This window comes from Mycobacterium sp. NGS24 (assembly GCF_059813065.1).
Genome location: NZ_JCALDW010000001.1, coordinates 247128 through 266834, shown reverse-complemented (window position 1 = coordinate 266834; position 19707 = coordinate 247128). Strand labels below are relative to the sequence as shown.

The window sequence follows — 19707 nt, the reverse complement described above, 5'->3', positions numbered from 1 at the left end:
GGTCAGCGGTCCTCTCGAAAGTCGACGTGGCGCCGGACCACGGGGTCGTACTTGCGCAGGACCAGCCGGTCCGGGTCGTTGCGGCGGTTCTTGCGGGTGATGTATGTGTAACCCGTACCGGCCGTGGAACGCAGTTTGACGATCAGCCGAATCTCGTTGCGCGCCATCAGATTCGCTGCCCTTCGCGGCGTAACCGGAACACCACGGCCTCGATACCGTCGCGGTCGATGATCTTGATGCCCTTGGCGCTGACTCGCAACCGAACTCGGCGGCCTTCCGAGGGCAGGTAGTACGTCTTGCTCTGGATGTTCGGCGACCAGCGCCGACTCGTCCTGCGATGTGAATGCGAGACCGCGTTACCGAATCCGGGTTCCCGTCCTGTGACCTGACACCGAGCAGACACCCCACAACCTCCTGACAGTCCAGCTTATTGAAAATCGTTTTCGACAAGCCCCTCCTCGAGACGGTACCCTGGGGACGGTCTAAATGAAAATGATTGTCGATAAGAGGTGCTGATGCGGAAACCTGTTGTCTTGGTCGCCGGCCAGCAGAACACCGATCCGGTCGTCGGCACCTTGCTGCGCACCTGTGGAACGCTCGTGGTCGAGCATCGTTTCGACGGATACACGGTGCGCCGCACGACGGTCAATCTGCAACACGGCGTGTTGACGACCGCAGAGATCGGCATCGAGCTCGCACACGGATGTGTTTCCTGCACCATCCGCAACGACCTTCTCGTGCTGCTGCGTCAGCTGAGCCGCCGCGATGATGTGGACCGTATCGTGGTCCACCTCGCACCCTGGCTGGAACCGGAACCGATCTGCTGGGCGATCAACAATGTCCGGATCAGGGTGGCGCCCGGCTACATCGACGGCCCTGCGGCCCTTGATGTTCGGATCGCAGCGGTCGTGACGTGCGTCGACTCGTCGCGGTGGCTGCGCCAGGTTCTGGGTGAGGGCGAATTAGACGACGGACGTACCGAGGCGCAGGTGCTGGTCGGACAGGCAGAATTCGCGGATGTCATCGTTCTCAGCGATGTGGAGCCAATCCTGGCCACGGTGCTGCGACGCTTGGCCCCCCGCGCACGGATCAGCTACGGAGCGAACAGAATTGAGCAGGTGCTCGCCGGCCTTGACAGTCGTGCGCGCCGGGGGCGAGACGATGATCCGCACGGCCCGTTGCTATCCGGGCAACCTCCCCTCGAGCCCACCGGCACCGTCCAACTTGTCGAGTTCAGCGCCCAGCGTCCGTTTCACCCCCAGCGTCTGTACGACCGCATGGAGCTGTTGCTGGAGGGAGTGATCCGAACTCGAGGTCGCTTGTGGCTAGCCGGTCAGGACCAGCAGGCGATGTGGCTGGAATCGGCGGGAGGTGGATGGCGGGTCGGTTCAGCAGGCAAGTGGCTCACTGCCATGACCGACGCGGAGTTGGCCGGCGTCGACGACGAACGCCGTGCCCTCGCCCAGTTGAGGTGGGACCCCCTGCACGGCGACCGGCACACGGCAATGACGATCCTGGTCTACAGCGCGGACTCCGGCGAAATCCTCGATGGTCTCGGCCGTGCTCTGCTCACCGACGACGAGCTCTGCTCCCCCGCTGCCTGGGACCGCTATCCAGATCCGTTCGGCGATTGGAGCGAAGACCTCACCGAAACCGCCGATTCTTTCGACGATATGGCCGCCATTCAGAACGCCGACCATCGAGCGAACTAGTTGCAACGAGGGCAATTAGGGGTGGCGCGGTAATCGCGACGGACGGACTCACACCGTGCCGCTGCGATGCCATCGCTCCGACGAGGTCACCGCCGTGGCAGCCGGGGCGGGCCTGCCTGTTCCATTGGGGGTCCCCGGCGTGTAACAATGTCGCCCGTACGGCGATGACGACGCAGGAAGCCGGTGCGAATCCGGCGCGGTGCCGCCACTGTCATCGGGGAGCGACCCTCACATGCCACGGCCATTTGGCTGGAAGGCGAGGCGAGCGGCGATCCGAGAGCCAGGAGACTCGTGTCATCGCATCCTGCTAACCCGGGGCGGAGCACCCCGGAGAAAGCCGCCACCTCAGATGCTGCGCGTCCTTTGCCACCTCCTGTGCGGTTGGCCGTACGACGCCTGTGCAAATTTCCGACCGGCGGTCACCGTACTGGCGAACGAATAAGGGAGAGCAAGCATGTCGTTTGTGACCGCAAGCGCGGATCTGATGCAGAGCGCAGCACAAGATCTGTCGGGTATCCGCCGAGCGCTCGCCGATGCCGCCGCGACGGTTTCGGGACCCACCACGGGAATCGCGGCCGCAGCCGAGGACGAGATCTCCATCGCGATCTCGTCGTTGTTCGAGAACTTCGGCCGGCAGTTCCAGTCGGTCAACTCACACGCGCTGGCGTTTCATACCGAGTTCGTCAGCTCGATGAATTCCAGCGTCGGGGCCTACACAAGTGCCGAGGTCGCCAACGCGCAGCAGAACCTGCTCGGCGCACTGGGCTCATCCCATGCACCCGCCGCCGCGACTGCCGTCGACCCGATCACCCGGTGGGAGCAGGTCGTCGCGACGACGGCGCAGAACGCCGAGACGGTGTTCGGAGCCTCGCGGGTCGGCCTGAACACGTTCACCGGTGGCATCAACCACCTCGTCACCAACCCCGCGGGCTTCTTTGCCAAGCTGCAGGCCGCTGCACAGGCGATACCCCTGGTCGGTGCCCCAAGAGACCTCGCACTCGCGGTCACCCAGCACACGCTTGGCGGTATCACCCAGACGATCTCCGACCCGGTGACGTACGTGCCCAACGCGCACAACGAAATCTATACCGGGCTGATCGAGAGTTTCCTCCCCGACGGGCCGGTGGGAGTAGTGCTCACTGAAGTCCTGAACTTCGCAGCTTCACCCTTGAGCGGCCTGCTCATGGGTGCCGTGGGTCCATTCGCAAGCCCCGGCGTCGCGCTGCTCAACAGCGCCGGCGGCGTCCTCGCCGATATCACCGGCGGCAATGTGACGGGGGCGCTCACCGGCCTGTTGAACACACCGGCCAACGTCGTTGACGGTTTCTTCAACGGGGCCACGTTGAACCTGGATCCCCTTGCGCCGCTGGTCAACCAGTTCATCAGCGGTCCCACCGGGGGCACCGAACAAGTCACCGGCTTGAGCCTTGGTTTCGGTGGCCTCTTCAGTCCGGGGCAGGTTGTGTACGGTGCCGCCGGACCGATCTATAACGGCGTCGGCGGTTCGCTGTTGAACTCGATCGGAGTCGAGCTCACTTTCACTGAAGACGAGTTCCAAGGCATCCTGCCGATTCCCGCGCTCCCGGTCGGTCCGATCGCGGCGACGGCGAATCTGTTCAGCATCGTCGGACAGATATTCGGCGGCGGCTTGGAGCCGCCCCCCCTGCCAGTCGAGATGTAGGCAAACTCTCGGCGAACACCTGCCTCAGCGGTAGAAATGGTGCCCACACGGCGCGGCATCTTCCGCTGGGGCAGGCTATGCCGACCCGGACGCAGCAGGGGTCGGCTGATCGCGCCGAAGTTGCCAGCCTCGGGCACGCAACCGCTCTTCCCAGAACCTGGTATAGGTCCCCTGGTTTGCGACCAGCTGCTCGTGACGTCCGCGTGCGCTGATCCGACCGTCATCGAGGACAAGAATCTGGTCGGCGTCTATCACCGTCGGAAGTCGATGTGCGACAACGATAACCGTGCGCTCGTGAGCTAGTTCGCGGATGGCTGCGGCCACGGCGGCCTCGTTGACGGCATCGAGCGCGGCCGTAGCTTCGTCCAGGAGCACGACCGGCGCATTCTTGAGCAACGCGCGGGCAATCGCGACACGCTGCCTTTCCCCGCCCGAGAGCGCCGACCCCCCTTCGCCAACACGTGTGTTCCACCCGTTGGGCAGCCGGTTGATGACTTCGTCGAGCCGGGCGATGCCGGCAACGTGGGACAGCTCGGCTTCTGTGGCATCAGGATCGGCCATCCGCAGGTTGTCAGCGATGGTGCCGTCGAAAAGGTAAGCGTCGTCGAATACTTGCGCGGTCAGGTGTGCGACTGCGCTGGTGCCGAGGTCGCGTACGTCGTAGCCGCCGATGCGGATGCTGCCGTCGTCGACGTCGAAGAAGCGGGCAATCAGTCTGAGCAACGTCGTCTTCCCGGCGCCGGACGGGCCGACGATCGCGGTAAGACTGCCGCTCGGGATGGTGGCGTCGACGCCGCTGATGACCTCGTGGCTCGAATCGCGGTGGTGGTACCCGAATCGCACACCACGCAATTCGATGTCCGCACCGGCGGGCGTCGCCGCTCGGTCGGGCTCCGGCAGCGGTGGCACGGCCAGCAACTCGCGCACTCGAACGATCGCGTCGGCGTTGACTTGTACGTGACCGGCCAGGTCGCCGAGCTGAGAGATCGGATCGATCATGCGCAACGTGATGATGAACAGCCCGATCAGCGTCGGCACCGCAAGATCGCCGCGCAAGGTCAGGGCGACCGTCAACCCGATGATCGTGGTAACGACGAGTTGCATCGTCCCGAAGCATCCAATCAGTCCCCACGCACCGCGGATAGTCAACCGCGACTGCGAGTGTTGTTGCTGGACAAGGGATTCCTCGAGCGCGCCCAGCGATCGACGGTCCAGCACCCCATACGCTCGCAAAGTCGGCTGCTGGCGGGCGAACTCCACGATGCGGGACGCGGTCGCTGCCACGTCGTGTTCGTACTGGGCGTCGTTGCGGTGCACGATGCCCATATACATCTTCAGCGACAGCGCGCACAGCACGGCACCTACGGTCAGAGCGATGCCAATGCGCCAGTCGCTCAGATAGCTGCCGATGATCAGCGTGGCCGGTGCGGTCACTCCGACGATGATGTGCCGCAGCATATGCGCCGGGAAGTCCGCGACGTCGGTCGCATCCTTGCTGACCAGACGCCCGACCGGACCGGTGCGGTCCGCACCGAACCAGCCGATCGGCAAGGTGGCCAGGTGATTTCCGATTCGGGTATGGAAACTGGTCAGCACGTCAGTGCCGACCAGGAAACCCAGTGATGTGCTCCACGCGAGCAACGCGTGGTGGGCTCCGACCGTTACCGCGATCGCCGCGATCCATGACCACAGCTGGGCCCATGCGACTGGCCGTTCGAACAGTGTGCCGAGCAGCGGTACGACCAACAAGAAACCGATGCCCTGGAGAACTCCCTGTGCACCTTGCAGTACCAGCATGGTGCGCAGGTGGCGGCGCCCGCGGGCATCGAGCAGCTCGAGCAGATGACGAATGATGGTGATCAACGGTCGACCTTCAGTTGTTGGGCGACAACGTGTTCGGCTTCTCTTTCGTACTTCCACAACCGTGCGTAAATGCCGTCGTTGTCCAGCAGGTCGCGATGCGCACCCTGTTCGGCGATCCGGCCGCCGTCCAGCACGACGATGGCGTCGGCACTTTGAATCGTGCTGAGCCGGTGCGCGATCACCAACACCGTGCGGCCGCGGGTGACCTCGGTGAGCGCGTCTTGGATGCGTGCTTCGCTTTCGGGGTCGGCGCTCGCGGTCGCCTCATCCAGCACCAGAATCGGGCGGTCCGCCAGGATCGCGCGGGCAATGCAGACCCGCTGGCGTTCACCCGCTGAAAAGGCCGCGTCCTGTCCGATCATCGAATCGAACCCCCGTGGCAGTCGCTCGATTCTCCCCAAGATCTGAGCTTTACGCGCGGCCTCCCGCACCGTCGCGTCGTCGGCGTCTGGACAGCCGAGGCGGATGTTGTCGCGGACACTCATCGCCAACAGGTGTGCGTCCTGGAACACAAAGGCGACTTGCCGGTAAAGCTCTGCCGGGTCGATGCGACGCAGGTCGACTCCGTAGAGTTCGACCGAGCCCTCGCCCGGATCGTTGAACCGGGGAAGCAGCTTGGCCAGGGTGGATTTCCCGGAACCGGACGGTCCGACCAGCGCGGTGAGGGTGCCGCGGGCCAGGCTCAAATCGATCCCGTCGAGGGCGACAGTGTCTCCGTATGAGACACGCACGCCCCGCATCTGCACCACCGGGCCGGGCGCCTCGGCGTCGATTTCAGCCGGGTAGTCGGGGGTGGGAAGGTCCGGGGTAGCCAGCAAGTCGCGGATCTCCCCGTACACCTTCAGCGCGGAGACCAAGGGCTGCACCGACATCAACAGCGACATCCAACCGGACGTGATGACGGTGCCGAATACCAGGAAGGCGATGAAGTTCTGCAACGAGAGATCGCCGTTGGCCGTGAGGATTCCGCCCGCCGCCGCGACGCCCAGCAGGATGCTGGGCGGCGAGAGCAGGATTTCGGCAATCACACTCGCGGCGCTGGTAGCTTTCGCCCAGTCGAGGAAGAAACGCGCGAATCCTCGACATACGTCCTGGAAGTGCCGGCTCGCTGTTCCGGGCGTGCCAAACGATTTCACGACGCCGATGCCGTTGACGAATTCCACCGCTGCGCCGTTCAGACGTGCCAACCATTGCAAGAACTCTGGATACTTGGTTTCGGCGCTGGCCATCGCGCGTTGGTATGCGGCCAGCCCGGCGAACACCGGAAGCAATGTCACCAAGGCCATGCGCCAGTCCAGGTAGAACAGATAGATCAATGCCACCAGCGGTGGCACCACGGCCGCACTCAGCTCGACAATCGAATGCGCAACAAGGCGGTGCAGCGCAGCCACATCATCTTCGACCGCTTTCTTCACCACGCCGGAGTTTCGCTCGTCGAACCAGCTCAGCGGTACCCGGCCGAGCTTGACCAGCAATTCCCGCCGGATCTGAAACGACACGCGAATATCGGCCAGATGCGTCATCACTCCGGCGGCGAATACCCCCAACTGCTTTGCTGTCAGCGCACCGATCGCCACAATGACTATCGGCCATACATCGGTGTCGCCCACGAGTAGCCGACGACTGACCTCCACGACGACGAACAGCGGGGCCATCCCGGCCAGCGAGCTGACCGCGGCCAACAAACCGCACGCGATCAGCGTCACCCGGGCGGATTTCAGGATTGCCGGCGCTTGCGCGGGCCTGCTGTCGCTGCGCGGACGCACGCATCCCCTCCGTCCGAATGATTACTGCCCTGCGGTCATCGCTGTCAGGATTCGCCACACCAGTGGAGTTGAACGAGTCCCCGATCGTCCGTTCTCCGATGAGGGTAACCGGGGTGGACGGGCGTCCGGCCGTCGCCAGACCACCACCGAGGCGACCACGACGGCCCCGGCCTGCACCGCCCTCGACAGGAGCACGGCGCGGCGCAAGTCGATCACGGTCGGCGAATGCCCGTCCCCCAGCGTCGGGCGGATCTGCAACTCGTGGCGGTATTGGGTGGGTCCGCCCAGCCGCACCCCCAGCGCACCGGCGAACGCCGCCTCGACGACGCCGGCGTTCGGGCTGGGATGCCGGGCCGCATCGCGACGCCAGGCCCGCACCGCGGCCGTCGGGGACCCGCCCACCAGCGGGGCGCAGAGCGCCACCAGTCCTGCGGTCACCCGCGCCCCGACGTAGTTGGCTGCATCATCCAATCGTGCTGCGGCCCAACCGAATCGGAGATAGCGCGGGGAGCGGTGCCCGACCATCGCATCCAAGGTGTTGACCGCCCGGTATCCCAGCACCGCCGGCGCACCGCCCACGGCCGCCCACAGCAACGGCGCCACCACCGCGTCGGAGGTGTTCTCCGCCACCGACTCCAGCGACGCACGCGTCAAACCCGCCTCGTCCAACGCTGCCGGGTCACGTCCGCACAACGACGGGAGCAACACTCGCGCACCCTCGACGTCACCGCGCTCCAGCATCGCTGACATCCGGGAACCGGTGCGCGCCAATGACGTTCCGCCCAGCGCCACCCAGGTGGCCAACGCGACGGCCGTCGGCGAGCGCACGCGGCGTTGCAACATCACACCCGTCAGACCCGCCACGCCGACCAGCACACCCACGTGCACTGCGCCGGCGAGCCGAGCGTCTCGGTAGGTCAGCCGTTCCAGCTTCGCGGCCACCGCGCCGAACAACGCCACCGGATGCCCGCGGCGCGGGTCGCCGAACACCAGGTCGGCCAGATATCCGGCCCACACACCGAGCATCCGGGCCGGTGGGGTCGATGCAAACATTCCGGCAGCGTCTCATACGTGATGTACTCGATCCCATGGGCAAGGATCCGCAATGAAGCGGCCGGCGACCAGGGTCGCCGACCTGTTGAACCCGGCGGCGACCCTGATGCCGGCGGCGAACGTCATCATGCAGTTGTCCCTGCCGGGCGTCGGCTACGGCGTGCTGGAGAGCCCGGTGGACAGCGGCAACGTCTACAAACATCCGTTCAAGCGGGCCCGCACCACCGGCACCTACCTGGCGGTGGCGACCATCGGCACCGACGCCGACCGCACCCTGATCCGCAAGGCCGTCGACACCGCGCACCGGCAGGTGCGTTCCACCGCGACCAGCCCGGTGTCCTACAACGCTTTTGATCCGAAGTTGCAGCTGTGGGTGGCCGCCTGTCTGTACCGCTACTTCGTCGAACAACACGAATTCCTGCACGGCCCGCTCGACGACACCGCAGCCGAGCTCGTATATCAGGACGCCAAGCGCCTGGCCACCACGTTGCAGGTGCCCGAGCGCATGTGGCCGGCCGACCGGGTCGCCTTCGACGAATACTGGAAGCGTTCGTTGGACGATTTGCATATCGACCCGCCGGTGCGCGAGCACCTGCACGGGGTGGCGTCGATGGCCTTCATGCCGTGGCCGGTGCGGGCGCTGGTCGGGCCCTTCAACCTGTTCGCGACCACGGGTTTCCTGGCCCCGGAGTTCCGGGCGATGATGCGGCTGGACTGGTCGCCGTCCCAGCAGCGCCGATTCGAGTGGCTGTTGGCCGCACTGCGGCTTGCCGACCGGCTGATACCGCACCGACTCTGGATCCTCGGCTACGAGCTGTACCTGCGGGACATGCGGTCTCGCGCGCGCCGCGGCCGGCGGATCGTCTGAATTACCGGCCCGCCCGTTCGCCCGTCCGCCCCGTTCACCCGCCGACTGTGCAATTCACGACGCCGGACCGGCGTGTCGCGTCGTCAAATGCACAGTGGGCGCGGCCAGTTCAGCGCACGGTCGCGAAGAACTTCCGCACGTCCTCGACGAACAGCTCCGGCTGCTCGAAGGCGGCGAAGTGCCCGCCGCGCGGCATGGTGGTCCAGTGCGTGATGTTGAAGTTCGGCTCACACCAGGAGCGCGGCGCGCGCAGCACCTCTTTCGGGAACGCCGCTACGCCCGTAGGTATTTCGACCCGGGTGTGGTCTCCCCACACCTTGAAGCTCTCCCAGTACAGGCGCGCCGAGGACGCACCGGTGCCGGTCCCCCAGTACATCATCACGTTGTCCAGCAACTCGTCTCGAGTCAGCACGTTCTCGGGATGCCCGTCGCAGTCCGTCCACGCCCAGAACTTCTCCACGATCCAGGCCAGTTGGCCCACCGGCGAGTCGACCAGCCCGTAGCCCAGCGTCTGCGGTCGGGTGGACTGCTGCTTGGAATAGCCGGTGCCCGACTTGCGGTGCTCGGCGAGTGCGGCCATCGCCGCCTGCTCCTCCGCGGTGGGGTTGGTCAGCGATTCTTTGGTCGGGGTGCCCAGCGGCATATTGAGGTGAATCGCCGCGCAGTTCCCGCCGTTGCGGCCGATCTGGGTGGTGACGGCCGCACCCCAGTCGCCGCCCTGGGCGCCGTAACGCGCATAGCCCAGCCGCAGCATGAGTTCGTCCCACACCTGGGCGATCTTCGGCACGCCCCACCCGGTGCGGCCCGGTTTGCCGGAGAAGCCGTACCCGGGCAGCGACGGGCACACCACGTGGAAGGCGTCCTGGGCGCGGCCACCGTGGGCGGTGGGGTCGGTCAGCGGCTCGATCACCTTGTGGAATTCCACAATCGAGCCCGGCCATCCGTGGGTGATCAGCAGCGGGAAGGCATCCTCGTGCGGCGACCGCTGGTGGATGAAATGGATGTCGAGGCCGTCGAATTGGTCGATGAACTGATCGAAGCGATTCAGCGCCGCCTCGCGGGCGCGCCAGTCGTAGTCGCCGGCCCAGTACGCGGCCAGGTCGCGGGTGTAGCGCAACGGGATGCCCTGGCTCCAGTCGTCCACGCATTCGGCCTCGGGCCAGCGGGTGCGGGCCAACCGTGCCTGCAGATCGTCGAGAACGTCGTCGGGAACATCGATGCGGAACGGCTTCACGCTATTTCTGCGCGTCCTTGATCAGGGTGCTGATCTGCTCGAGCAGTTCGCGCATGTCGGCACGCATGGCGTCGACCGCCGCGTACAGGTCGGCTTTGGTCGCAGGCTGCTGATCGGACGACAGTGGCCGCACCGGCGGTCCGGACGTCTGCCTGTTGCTCTGAGAGCCAGATGAGTCGCTCACGCCCACGAGCGTGCCATACCGGGGCAAACACGTCCAAGGGGTTGTCCCACCCCCACACCGGTGCGGTGCCGGGACGGGTCAGGGCGCCTGCCGGAACGCCCGGTTTCCGTACCGGTCCAGCGAGACGAACTCGCCGACCGGTCGACGTGACGTGGGGCCGTACTTGCCTTTGGGCCAGCCCATCGGAATCACCGCGACCGGCGTGATGTTCCAGGGCAAACCCAGAGCACGCTTAGCCGCGAATGTGCTCCACAGCGGCATGGTGATCAACGCCGCGCCCAACTCGGCCGCCCGCGCCGCCAACAGCAGGTTCTGCACTGCGGGATAGATGGAACCGTAGGCACTGCTGGCTGCGATCGTCGGATACGGCGCGATGACGCCTTTGAGGCAGGCCACCACCACAACGGGGATCTCCTCGAAGTGATCGGCCTGCCACCGGACAGCCTTTTCGATGCGCAGCATCTTCTCGTCCATCCGCTTTTCCAAGGCGCGCTTGTAGATTGGGCCGAACACGTTCATGGCTCAGCGGTTCAGCCGGGCGAGTTTCGCGACGGCCTCGCGGTCCTTGAGGACGATGAACTCCCAATTCTGCGCGTTCGAACCGGTGGGCGCCTTCATCGCCAGTTCGAGCAGATGCAAGACGAGCGAATCGTCGACGGGATCGCTCTTGAGCCGACGGATGGCGCGCTGCGTGCGCATCGCCTCTTCGAGCGGCATGTTCAGGGGTTCGTGCTGACTCATGCCGTTGATTCCAGCACGGCACGGCGCCGGACGAAATCCGCGCGGATCGCGCGGGTTCTCAACCGCCCATGTTCTGAACGGCGGTATCGAGGTCTGCTGCCAGCTCTGCCAGTTCGCGGTCGGCGAAGTCGACGCCGCCGGCCCGCTCCTGGAGTTCCGCGCGCGTCACGATCCGCAGGGCCCCGCGATAGTTCGGTGACTCGAGTTCGGCCGGAGTCTTCACTTCGATGCGGCCCTCAAGCAAAATCAGTGCAGCGTCTGCGTGGTGGGCCAGCAATTGCCGGACGTCGTCAGCGTCGATCGCCATGGGAGCAGCTATGCCCCGCTCCGCGGCAGTCTATGCACCAACCCACCGAATCGAACGGGACGCGACCGGTCAGGGCCGCAACGCCACCCGGATGCAGCCGTCGGTCTTGTTCTTGAACAGGTCGTAGGCAAGCACGCCCTTCTCCAAGGGCAAGTCATGCGTGATCAACTTGGCGGGATCCAGGTCGCCCTGCTGGACGTAGTCGAACAACCGCTTGACGTAGCGCTGCCCGTGTTGCTGGGACGTCTTCAAGGTCAGGCCTTTGTTGGTCAGCACGCCCATCGGGAACTTATCGGTCAGGCCGTAGACCCCGAGCACCGAGACCACGCCGCCCTTTCGGCACGCCAAGATCGCTTGGCGCAGCGCACTGGCGCGATCAGTTTCCAGCCTCAGCAACTGTTTTGCCCTGTCGTAGAGTTGCTGCAACCCGGTGCCGTGACCTTCCATGCCGACCGCGTCGATGCACGCATCCGGACCTCGGCCACCGGTCATTTCCCGGATCGTTTCGTGCACGCTGTCGACCGCGGTGTAGTCGATCGTCTCCAACCCGAAACCGTTGCGCGCCAGCGCTAACCGCTCCGGGAATCGGTCAATGACGATGGCACGCTCAGCGCCGAGCAGCAGTGCGCTGCGGGCCGCCATCAAGCCGACCCCCCCGGCTCCCCAGACAGCAACCGTGTCGCCACCGGAGATATCGCAGAAGTCGGCGCCCATGAAGCCGGTGGGCACCGCGTCGGACAAGAACAGCGCCTGCTCGTCGGTGATGTCGTCGGGAATGGCAAAGCAGTTCGCGTCGCCGAACGGCACCCGAACGTATTGGGCGTGTGAGCCCGCATAGCCGCCGAATGGGTGGGTGTATCCGTAGATCCCGCCCGAGGGATAGCCGAGCAGCGGCTGTTGCAGTTCGGCGTTGGGATTGGTGGTATCGCAGCAGGCGTACAACTCGTGGTCGCAGTACCAGCAGTTGTCGCATGCGATGAACGACGGAACCACAACGCGCGCACCGACTTTGGTGTCGCGTACCTCCGCACCTGTCTCGACCACCACTCCCATGAATTCGTGGCCGAAGACGTCGCCTTCGCGCATGCCTGGCAGGTAGCCGTCGATGAAGTGCAGATCCGAACCGCAGGTGGTGGTCAACCGGACTTCGACGATCACGTCGTGCGGATTGAGGATTTTCGGGTCGTCGACGGTCTCCACCGACAGGTCGTTGACGCCGTTCCAGCACAGTGCGCGCATGTCAGTCTCTCCTCTACCGCGCGGAGTTCCGCGCGCTCGGGTTGGAACGCAGCGTGGGGACCTCGCCGGTCTGCAGCAGCGCACGCGTCCGGTAGAGGATCTTGTAGATCGCACCACCAATCAGCAATGCCGGCACCGGCGACTTGACGCGGAGAGTGACCTCGGTACCCAGGTCGCGCGGCGCGGCCTGATACCTGACCACGATCTCGTTGCCGTCGCTGGTACCGACGTACCTGATGCGACCGGACTCGACGGTCAGCGTGGACTCCCAGCCGGCATCAGGCCCCTGCTGTAAGCGCCACCGGTAGCGGTCGTCGTCGGTGTGCTCGACGTCGGCGATCTCGCCGAGCACGACCGACAACTGGTCGGGGTCGGTCCAGAACTGTTGGACGCGCTGCACGGGGACCGCGACGGTGACCGTCTGCGCCGTGGCTGGGCCAGACTGCGCGTCGGCGACCTTGCGCACCACATTCTTCACCGGTTCCAGCACCTGTCTGACTGCTGAATTCACATCGGGCTCCTCCCGTTGAGGCGTGCGATACCCGCCCAGGCACCTGCGAAACGGAATAGCCGATGTCAGCTTCGGCGAAGGCGCCGGCTCTCGCCACCTTCGCGTGGCGTCACTGACGGGCGCCCTGTTCTTCGCCTTCCTTGATGCCGCCCCAGAAGTTGTCGGCGTCGGCGCGCCGAACGTCGCGCGACTTACCCCGCCAATCGCGTACGGACCGCGTCAGCCCGCGGTGGGTGGCCAGCACGCTCGTCCGCGAGGCGGTGTAGTTCGAAGTGCTCCCAGCGGTCAAACCGATCTCCGAACCGGTGGCGTAACTGTCCTGATTCGCACCCATGAAAACGAAGGTCCATCCCGACTTCCGCAGGCGCGCAATACGATCGAAGATCGCTGGCGCCGTCCACCGCCGGCTGGCGTTTTCCAGGCCATCGGTCATGATGACGACCAACTGATCCGCCGGGTCAGCGCCGGAGCGCTCGGTATATTCCTCGGCGCGGTCCAGCATCTCTGCGATCGCGTCGTACAGGGGCGTCATCCCGCGCGGAAGGAACCGACCGGCGATCGAACCGACCCGATCCAGCGGCTTGGCGTCGACCAGCACATCGTGGACGTCCGCACCGTCGAACTGGACCAGCGTCAGGGTTGCCTGTCCCTTCTCCCTGCGCTGTTCGGCGATGAACCTGTCGAAACCCTCTACCACGGCTTCGGCGATCACCTTCATCGATCCGGACCGGTCCAGCAAGAACCAGATGTCTGCGCGAGAGCTCTCCGGGGTGGATCGCCGACCGAGCAATGCCTCCAACTTCGCGATCCGTGCCAAGAGTTGCGCGACGTCACGATCCGCTTGATCCGCCATGGCAGTCCCCCCTTATCAACCTCAGTAATTGTCAGTAAGACCATAACAGGTAATTGTCTTTTCGACAAATATCCGCCTACGATGGCTCTCGTGACGAGCCCAAGAAAGCGCTCCGCGGCAGGCTACGACTCGTCGCGTTATCCGAACTTCGCCGTCACCGTCGACATCGTGATTCTGACCCTGCGGGATGGCCGCCTGCAGGTGCTGCTGGTGCAGCGCGGCGGCGAACCGTATGCCGGCACATGGGCGTTGCCTGGTGGATTCAAACGGCCCGACGAGACACTCGACGATGCGGCCCGACGCGAACTGCGTGAAGAGACCGGGGTGACCGCACCCAAGCACTTGGCGCAATTCGGTGCGTACGGCGACCCGGGACGCGACCCGCGCACCAACGTCGTCACGGTGGCATATCTGGCGGTGACGCCCGATCCCGGCATCCTGCAGGCCGGCACCGATGCCGTAGCGGCCCGGTTATGGCCGGTCACTGACGCGGTTCAGCACCTCGAGCTGGCGTTCGACCACCGCCGAATCCTGTCCGACGCCGTAGACCGAGCGGCTGAACAGCTCGAACAGACAAACCTCGCGACGGCTTTTGTCGGCGAAACTTTCGCGCTGTCGGAGCTTCAGAGTGTCTACGAGGAGCTCTGGCAGGCCGACATCGACCCGGCCAACTTCCGGCGCAGCCTCACCACGCCGACACCGGGGGCCGGCCGGGCCGCCACATCGGACAGCTACATCGAGCCGACGGGGCAGCGAGCCAAATCCAGCCCGCGCGGTGGCCGACCACCTGAGCTGTACCGCGCCGGCGGCGCGTGGCAGACCCAGCCACCGGTGCGGCGTCCGCGCAAGCTGAAAGAGCCCCCTGGTAACTAACGCGGTAAGTGGGCGCGGACGGTATCGAACCGCCGACCGCTGGTGTGTAAAACCAGAGCTCTACCACTGAGCTACGCGCCCTTATGCCCCGGCGCAGGCTACACGCCGAACCGCTGACGCCCCAAAACGGCACCGGCGATACCGATTCTCACGAGCAGTCATGCCCCGGCCCAGGTGCAGCGGGGCCACTGTGACAAACCACCCACTCACCCCCGCAAGGCCGCCAGCGCCGAACTCCACACCGCACGATCACGAGCCTCCCCCGGCTGCTTCATCTCGGCGAACCGCACCATCCCGGAGCGGTCCACTACGAACGTGCCTCGGTTGGAGATGCCGGCCGCGTCGTTGAACACCCCGTAAGCCTGGCTGACCGCACCGTGCGGCCAGAAGTCCGACAGCACCGGAAAGGTGAACCCGCTCTGCACCGCCCAGATCTTGTGCGTGGGCGGCGGTCCCACCGAGATGGCCAGCACGGCGGTGTCGTCGTTCTCGAATTCCGGCAGGTTGTCGCGGACCGCGTCCAACTCGCCCTGGCAGATCCCGGTGAACGCCAGCGGAAAGAACACCAGCAGCACGTTCTTGCGCCCGCGATAGCCGCTCAGGGCGACGGGCTGCTGATTCTGGTCGCGCAGCGTGAAGTCGGGGGCAGTGGCTCCGACGTCCAGCATCAACGCTTCCCGGCCCGCGACTTCGGTTGCACCAGTCGGGAAGCGCTCCAATTACCCAGGTTCACCGACGACGTCGGCATCAGCCCGGCGGTGGGCGCCGCCTCGGCGATGTCGGCGGGCAGCACGTGACCAGAGCGGCCGGTCTTGGGCGTCAACACCCAGATCACCCCGTCTTCGGCGAGCGGGCTGATCGCGTCCATCAGGATGTCCACCAGGTCACCGTCACCGTCGCGGTACCAGAGCAACACGACGTCGACGACCTCGTCGGTGTCCTCATCGAGCAACTCGCTGCCGCACGCATCCTCGACGTCAGCGCGGATTTCGTCGTCGGTGTCTTCGTCCCAGCCCCACTCCTGGACGACCTGGTCTCGTTGGATGCCCAGTTTGCGAGCGTAGCTCGGGGCGTGATCCGCCGCGACCACCGTGAACCTCCTTCAACCGACCTCACGACAAGCGATGGACGCTATCGTCGCACAGCCATCGCCGAGTTGATACGGCTAGCCCACGCACAGTTTCTGCGCCGTGGCCGTGACGTTGTTGAACGGTCGACGTATTCGATGAACTCGGCCGTTGCAGCGTGGGTAGCGATCAGACAGACCCGCGCGCTAAATGAAACCCCGGCAGGAGTCCACCGCTCGGGATTTCGCCTTGTTGAACGCCTCCACCCGCCTGTTGAACTCCGAGGGCCCGGCATGGGTCGAGATGGCGTTTGCCACCGCCCGGGCCGCGTCGGCGTAGGCGTTGAACGCGTCACGCTGCTCCGGGGAGAGCGCAGTGTTGAGGCTGCCCGTGACCGCGTTGGCGCCGCTGTTGAGCGCGTCGATGGCCGGTCCTTCGGTGGGACCGGTGTTCTTTCCCGCGTTCAACGCGGCGACGTAGGCGTTGACCTTGTCGATCGTGTCGGACACCGCATTTGCCAGCGCCCCGCACGAGCCGCGGATCATGCTGGTCGTCACAGATTGCTGGCGCTGGGACTCCCGGGAGCTGGACGTCACTGACGACGCCGACACCGACGCCGACACCGAGGACCGGTAAGCCGGGGCCACATTGGTATCAGCAGCGCCGTTGCCGTCGGCGACCTTCGTACAGCCGACGATCCCGATCGCGACCAGGGCGGTACAGCCCACTGCAAGAGCGCCTCGCCTGGGGAACTCCCCCACGTGGCCGCGACGGGCGGCACGCCTTCCCATTTGCACGGAACGTGACGTTACCGGGTCACAAACCGAACTGCCCATACCTACCGACTTAGCTGTGCCGTCCGGTGGGTATCCGCCAGAGACGGAAGTGCGGCACGATAGAGGGGCGATCGATAAGTAGCGACCCTGCCACCTACAGGAGTAGTGCGTTGACCACCGAGTTCGCCCGCAACGATCTGGCCAAAACCTCAAGCAGCACAAGCGAACCCGATCGCGTTCGGGTGATCCGCGAAGGGGTGGCGTCCTATCTGCCCGATATCGATCCCGAGGAAACCTCGGAGTGGCTGGAGTCTTTCGACGAATTGCTGGTGCGTTCGGGACCGGCACGGGCGCGTTATCTGATGCTGCGAATGTTGGAACGGGCCGGCGAGCAGCGGGTCTCCATCCCGGCGCTCACCTCAACCGACTACGTCAACACGATCCCGACCGAGCTGGAGCCGTGGTTTCCCGGCGACGAGGACGTCGAACGGCGCTACCGGGCCTGGATCAGATGGAACGCGGCGATCATGGTGCACCGCGCGCAACGGCCGGGGGTTGGCGTCGGCGGTCACATTTCCACGTATGCGTCCTCGGCCGCGCTCTACGAGGTCGGTTTCAACCATTTCTTCCGCGGCAAGTCGCACCTCGGTGGCGGCGACCAGGTGTTCATCCAGGGACACGCCTCCCCCGGCATCTACGCCCGCGCCTACCTCGAGGGCCGGCTCAGCGAAGACCGGCTCGACGGCTTCCGCCAGGAACACAGCCACGCCGGCGGCGGGCTGCCGTCCTATCCGCACCCACGGCTGATGAGCGACTTCTGGGAGTTTCCGACGGTGTCGATGGGACTCGGGCCGCTCAATGCCATCTACCAGGCCCGGTTCAACCACTACCTGCACGACCGCGGCATCAAGGACACCTCCGATCAGCACGTCTGGTGCTTCCTGGGCGACGGGGAGATGGACGAGCCGGAAAGCCGCGGCCTGGCCCACGTAGGTGCGCTGGAGGGCCTGGACAACCTCACGTTCGTCATCAACTGCAACCTGCAGCGCCTCGACGGTCCGGTGCGCGGCAACGGCAAGATCATCCAGGAGCTGGAATCGTTCTTCCGCGGCGCCGGCTGGAATGTGATCAAGGTGGTGTGGGGCCGCGAGTGGGATGCCCTGCTGCACGCCGACCGCGACGGTGCGCTGGTGAATCTGATGAACAGCACCCCGGACGGCGATTATCAGACGTACAAGGCCAACGACGGCGCCTATGTGCGCGACCACTTCTTCGGCCGCGACCCGCGCACCAAGGCGCTGGTCGAGAATATGAGCGACTCGGAGATCTGGAACCTCAAGCGCGGCGGGCACGACTACCGCAAGGTCTATGCCGCCTACCACGCGGCTCTGACCCATAAGGGCCAGCCCACGGTGATCCTGGCCAAGACCATCAAGGGTTATTCGCTGGGCGCCCACTTCCAGGGCCGCAACGCCACCCACCAGATGAAAAAACTCGCGCTGGAAGACCTCAAGCGGTTCCGCGACTCGATGCGCATCCCGATCAGTGACGACAAACTCGAAGAGGACCCGTACCTGCCGCCGTACTACCACCCGGGTCCGGACGCCCCGGAGATCCGCTATCTGCTGGACCGTCGCCGCACCCTCGGCGGCTTCGTGCCCGAGCGCCGCACCAAGGCCAAGGTGCTGACGCTGCCGGGTCGCGACACCTATAAGGCGCTGAAGAAGGGGTCGGGCAAACAAGAAGTCGCCACCACCATGGCGCTGGTGCGGACGTTCAAAGAACTGTTGCGCGACAAGGAAATCGGGAAGCGTATCGTCCCGATCATTCCGGACGAGGCGCGCACCTTCGGGATGGACTCGTGGTTCCCGTCGCTGAAGATCTACAACCGCAACGGCCAGCTGTACACCGCCGTCGACGCCGAATTGATGCTGGCCTACAAGGAAAGCGAAGTCGGCCAGATCCTGCACGAGGGCATCAACGAAGCCGGCTCGGTGGGCTCGTTCACCGCGGCCGGAACGTCGTACGCCACGCACAACGAGCCGATGATCCCGGTCTACATCTTCTATTCGATGTTCGGGTTCCAGCGCACCGGCGACGGTCTGTGGGCGGCGGCCGACCAGATGGCTCGCGGGTTTGCCTTGGGCGCCACCGCCGGACGCACCACGCTGGTGGGCGAGGGCCTGCAACACGCCGACGGCCATTCGTTGCTGCTGGCCGCCACCAACCCGGCGGTGGTGTCCTACGACCCGGCGTTCGCCTACGAGATCGCCTACATCGTGGAGAGCGGTCTGGAGCGGATGTTCGGCAAGAACCCGAAGAACGTGTACTTCTACATCACGCTCTACAACGAGCCCTACGCCCAGCCGCCAGAACCGGAGAATTTCGACCCCGACGGCCTGCTGCGGGGCATCTACCGTTACCGCGCCGCCAAGGAAGAACTCGGCAGCAGTGCGCAGATCCTGGTGTCCGGGGTGGCGATGCCGGACGCGCTGAAGGCGGCCGAGATGCTCGCCGAGGAGTGGGACGTGGCCGCCGACGTGTGGTCGGTGACCAGCTGGGGCGAGCTGAACCGCGACGGCGTCGCCGTGGAGAAACACCGGCTGCGTAATCCGGACCAGCCGCCGGGCGAGGCCTATGTGACCAAGGTGCTGGCCGACTGCCGCGGCCCGGTGATCGCGGTGTCGGACTGGATGCGCGCGGTCCCCGAACAGATCCGGCCCTGGGTGCCGGGCACGTACGTCACCTTGGGCACGGACGGGTTCGGGTTCTCCGACACCCGGCCTGCGGCGCGCCGCTACTACAACACCGACGCCGAATCGCAGGTGGTCGCGGTGCTCGAAGCGCTGGCCCGCGACGGCGAGATCGACCAGTCGGTGGCGGTGAAGGCCGCCAAGCAGTACAAGATCGACGACGTCCTGGCCGCTCCGGAGCAGACCTCCGATCCCGGCGTGGCCTGAGCCCGCCGGAACGTCGCGC

Annotated in this window: 19 protein-coding genes, 1 tRNA gene, 1 pseudogene and 1 riboswitch; of the genes and pseudogenes, 5 read left to right on the top strand and 16 right to left on the bottom strand. The window is 65.5% G+C overall.

Annotated features, from left to right (window positions below; genetic code table 11):
- Nucleotides 1-2: 2 nt before the first annotated feature.
- Together rpmG and rpmB are read right to left on the bottom strand one after the other, a co-directional pair.
- Nucleotides 3-167 carry a 50S ribosomal protein L33 gene (gene rpmG, locus AC5Y6Y_RS01250; protein WP_499929059.1) on the bottom strand — a complete coding sequence of 55 codons (165 nt, stop codon included), beginning with the start codon at nucleotides 165-167 and terminating at the stop codon, nucleotides 3-5.
- Nucleotides 167-403, bottom strand: coding sequence for a 50S ribosomal protein L28 (gene rpmB, locus AC5Y6Y_RS01245; RefSeq protein WP_499929054.1), 237 nt, complete (start codon nucleotides 401-403; stop codon nucleotides 167-169). The genes rpmG and rpmB overlap by 1 nt, the downstream gene beginning before the upstream one ends.
- Nucleotides 404-515: 112 nt before the next feature.
- Here rpmB and mrf point away from each other — a divergent pair, with 112 nt between their 5' ends.
- Both mrf and gjpA read left to right on the top strand, forming a co-directional pair.
- Nucleotides 516-1712 carry a ribosome hibernation factor-recruiting GTPase MRF gene (gene mrf / locus AC5Y6Y_RS01240; protein ID WP_499929051.1) on the top strand — a complete coding sequence of 399 codons (1197 nt, stop codon included), beginning with the start codon at nucleotides 516-518 and terminating at the stop codon, nucleotides 1710-1712.
- Between the two features lie 128 nt (nucleotides 1713-1840).
- Nucleotides 1841-2023, top strand: a riboswitch (cobalamin riboswitch).
- Between the two features lie 143 nt (nucleotides 2024-2166).
- On the top strand, nucleotides 2167-3393 hold the full coding sequence (gene gjpA / locus AC5Y6Y_RS01235) for an outer membrane porin GjpA (protein WP_499929050.1): 1227 nt from the start codon (nucleotides 2167-2169) through the stop codon (nucleotides 3391-3393).
- A 75-nt stretch (nucleotides 3394-3468) separates the two neighbouring features.
- Here the strand turns inward: gjpA and AC5Y6Y_RS01230 are convergent, their stop codons facing one another.
- The 3 genes from AC5Y6Y_RS01230 to AC5Y6Y_RS01220 are packed head-to-tail and all read right to left on the bottom strand — an operon-like array spanning nucleotide 3469 to nucleotide 8075.
- Nucleotides 3469-5256: an ABC transporter ATP-binding protein gene (locus tag AC5Y6Y_RS01230; protein ID WP_499929049.1), complete on the bottom strand. Its 1788-nt coding sequence runs from the start codon at nucleotides 5254-5256 to the stop codon at nucleotides 3469-3471.
- On the bottom strand, nucleotides 5253-7022 hold the full coding sequence (locus AC5Y6Y_RS01225; protein ID WP_499929047.1) for an ABC transporter ATP-binding protein: 1770 nt from the start codon (nucleotides 7020-7022) through the stop codon (nucleotides 5253-5255). The genes AC5Y6Y_RS01230 and AC5Y6Y_RS01225 overlap by 4 nt, the downstream gene beginning before the upstream one ends.
- Nucleotides 7023-7043: 21 nt before the next feature.
- On the bottom strand, nucleotides 7044-8075 hold the full coding sequence (locus AC5Y6Y_RS01220) for a cobalamin biosynthesis protein (RefSeq protein ID WP_499929045.1): 1032 nt from the start codon (nucleotides 8073-8075) through the stop codon (nucleotides 7044-7046).
- Nucleotides 8076-8127: 52 nt separating this feature from the next.
- On the opposite strand from AC5Y6Y_RS01220, the gene AC5Y6Y_RS01215 reads away from it, so the two are divergent.
- Complete coding sequence (locus AC5Y6Y_RS01215; protein WP_463824548.1) at nucleotides 8128-8943, top strand: oxygenase MpaB family protein; 816 nt, start codon at nucleotides 8128-8130, stop codon at nucleotides 8941-8943.
- A 109-nt stretch (nucleotides 8944-9052) separates the two neighbouring features.
- Here AC5Y6Y_RS01215 and AC5Y6Y_RS01210 read toward each other — a convergent pair whose 3' ends face one another.
- From AC5Y6Y_RS01210 to AC5Y6Y_RS01180, 7 genes and pseudogenes are all read right to left on the bottom strand, one after another.
- Entirely contained in the window at nucleotides 9053-10177 is a 1125-nt protein-coding gene (locus AC5Y6Y_RS01210) for an epoxide hydrolase family protein (RefSeq protein ID WP_499929042.1), read from the bottom strand.
- 1 nt (nucleotide 10178) lies between these two features.
- Nucleotides 10179-10361 carry a hypothetical protein gene (locus AC5Y6Y_RS01205; RefSeq protein ID WP_463824550.1) on the bottom strand — a complete coding sequence of 61 codons (183 nt, stop codon included), beginning with the start codon at nucleotides 10359-10361 and terminating at the stop codon, nucleotides 10179-10181.
- A gap of 78 nt (nucleotides 10362-10439) precedes the next feature.
- Nucleotides 10440-11078, bottom strand: a pseudogene (locus AC5Y6Y_RS01200) (nitroreductase family protein).
- A gap of 82 nt (nucleotides 11079-11160) precedes the next feature.
- On the bottom strand, nucleotides 11161-11409 hold the full coding sequence (locus AC5Y6Y_RS01195) for a hypothetical protein (RefSeq protein WP_499929040.1): 249 nt from the start codon (nucleotides 11407-11409) through the stop codon (nucleotides 11161-11163).
- A gap of 69 nt (nucleotides 11410-11478) precedes the next feature.
- Nucleotides 11479-12648, bottom strand: a complete 1170-nt coding sequence (locus tag AC5Y6Y_RS01190; protein ID WP_499929038.1) for a zinc-dependent alcohol dehydrogenase — start codon at nucleotides 12646-12648, stop codon at nucleotides 11479-11481.
- Between the two features lie 13 nt (nucleotides 12649-12661).
- The gene (locus AC5Y6Y_RS01185; RefSeq protein ID WP_499929036.1) at nucleotides 12662-13159 is read right to left on the bottom strand and encodes a hypothetical protein; all 498 of its coding nucleotides are present in this window, start codon (nucleotides 13157-13159) and stop codon (nucleotides 12662-12664) included.
- A 109-nt stretch (nucleotides 13160-13268) separates the two neighbouring features.
- Nucleotides 13269-14012, bottom strand: coding sequence for a VWA domain-containing protein (locus tag AC5Y6Y_RS01180; protein ID WP_499929034.1), 744 nt, complete (start codon nucleotides 14010-14012; stop codon nucleotides 13269-13271).
- 90 nt (nucleotides 14013-14102) lie between these two features.
- Here AC5Y6Y_RS01180 and AC5Y6Y_RS01175 point away from each other — a divergent pair, with 90 nt between their 5' ends.
- Nucleotides 14103-14885, top strand: a complete 783-nt coding sequence (locus AC5Y6Y_RS01175) for an NUDIX hydrolase (protein ID WP_463824556.1) — start codon at nucleotides 14103-14105, stop codon at nucleotides 14883-14885.
- 9 nt (nucleotides 14886-14894) lie between these two features.
- Here AC5Y6Y_RS01175 and AC5Y6Y_RS01170 read toward each other — a convergent pair.
- From AC5Y6Y_RS01170 to AC5Y6Y_RS01155, 4 genes are all read right to left on the bottom strand, one after another.
- Nucleotides 14895-14966 (bottom strand) — tRNA-Val (locus AC5Y6Y_RS01170).
- Nucleotides 14967-15091: 125 nt separating this feature from the next.
- Nucleotides 15092-15553 (bottom strand): peroxiredoxin, encoded by a 462-nt coding sequence (locus AC5Y6Y_RS01165; RefSeq protein WP_499929032.1) that lies wholly within the window; start codon nucleotides 15551-15553, stop codon nucleotides 15092-15094.
- Nucleotides 15553-15975: a DUF3052 domain-containing protein gene (locus AC5Y6Y_RS01160; RefSeq protein ID WP_463824558.1), complete on the bottom strand. Its 423-nt coding sequence runs from the start codon at nucleotides 15973-15975 to the stop codon at nucleotides 15553-15555. Before AC5Y6Y_RS01160 ends, AC5Y6Y_RS01165 begins: the two co-directional genes overlap by 1 nt.
- 183 nt (nucleotides 15976-16158) lie before the next feature.
- Entirely contained in the window at nucleotides 16159-16749 is a 591-nt protein-coding gene (locus tag AC5Y6Y_RS01155; protein ID WP_463824559.1) for an Rv2240c family protein, read from the bottom strand.
- Between the two features lie 149 nt (nucleotides 16750-16898).
- Here AC5Y6Y_RS01155 and aceE point away from each other — a divergent pair, with 149 nt between their 5' ends.
- Nucleotides 16899-19688: a pyruvate dehydrogenase (acetyl-transferring), homodimeric type gene (gene aceE / locus AC5Y6Y_RS01150; RefSeq protein WP_499929030.1), complete on the top strand. Its 2790-nt coding sequence runs from the start codon at nucleotides 16899-16901 to the stop codon at nucleotides 19686-19688.
- Nucleotides 19689-19707: the final 19 nt, after the last annotated feature.

Excerpts from the sequence above, each read along its gene's own strand:
- gjpA (WP_499929050.1), top strand. The coding sequence starts at position 2,167 with ATGTCGTTTGTGACCGCAAGCGCGGATCTGATGCAGAGCGCAGCACAA.
- AC5Y6Y_RS01220 (WP_499929045.1), bottom strand. The coding sequence starts at position 8,075 with ATGTTTGCATCGACCCCACCGGCCCGGATGCTCGGTGTGTGGGCCGGA.
- rpmG (WP_499929059.1), bottom strand. The coding sequence starts at position 167 with ATGGCGCGCAACGAGATTCGGCTGATCGTCAAACTGCGTTCCACGGCC.
- mrf (WP_499929051.1), top strand. The coding sequence starts at position 516 with ATGCGGAAACCTGTTGTCTTGGTCGCCGGCCAGCAGAACACCGATCCG.
- AC5Y6Y_RS01195 (WP_499929040.1), bottom strand. The coding sequence starts at position 11,409 with ATGGCGATCGACGCTGACGACGTCCGGCAATTGCTGGCCCACCACGCA.
- AC5Y6Y_RS01190 (WP_499929038.1), bottom strand. The coding sequence starts at position 12,648 with ATGCGCGCACTGTGCTGGAACGGCGTCAACGACCTGTCGGTGGAGACC.
- AC5Y6Y_RS01180 (WP_499929034.1), bottom strand. The coding sequence starts at position 14,012 with ATGGCGGATCAAGCGGATCGTGACGTCGCGCAACTCTTGGCACGGATC.
- AC5Y6Y_RS01165 (WP_499929032.1), bottom strand. The coding sequence starts at position 15,553 with ATGCTGGACGTCGGAGCCACTGCCCCCGACTTCACGCTGCGCGACCAG.
- AC5Y6Y_RS01215 (WP_463824548.1), top strand. The coding sequence starts at position 8,128 with ATGAAGCGGCCGGCGACCAGGGTCGCCGACCTGTTGAACCCGGCGGCG.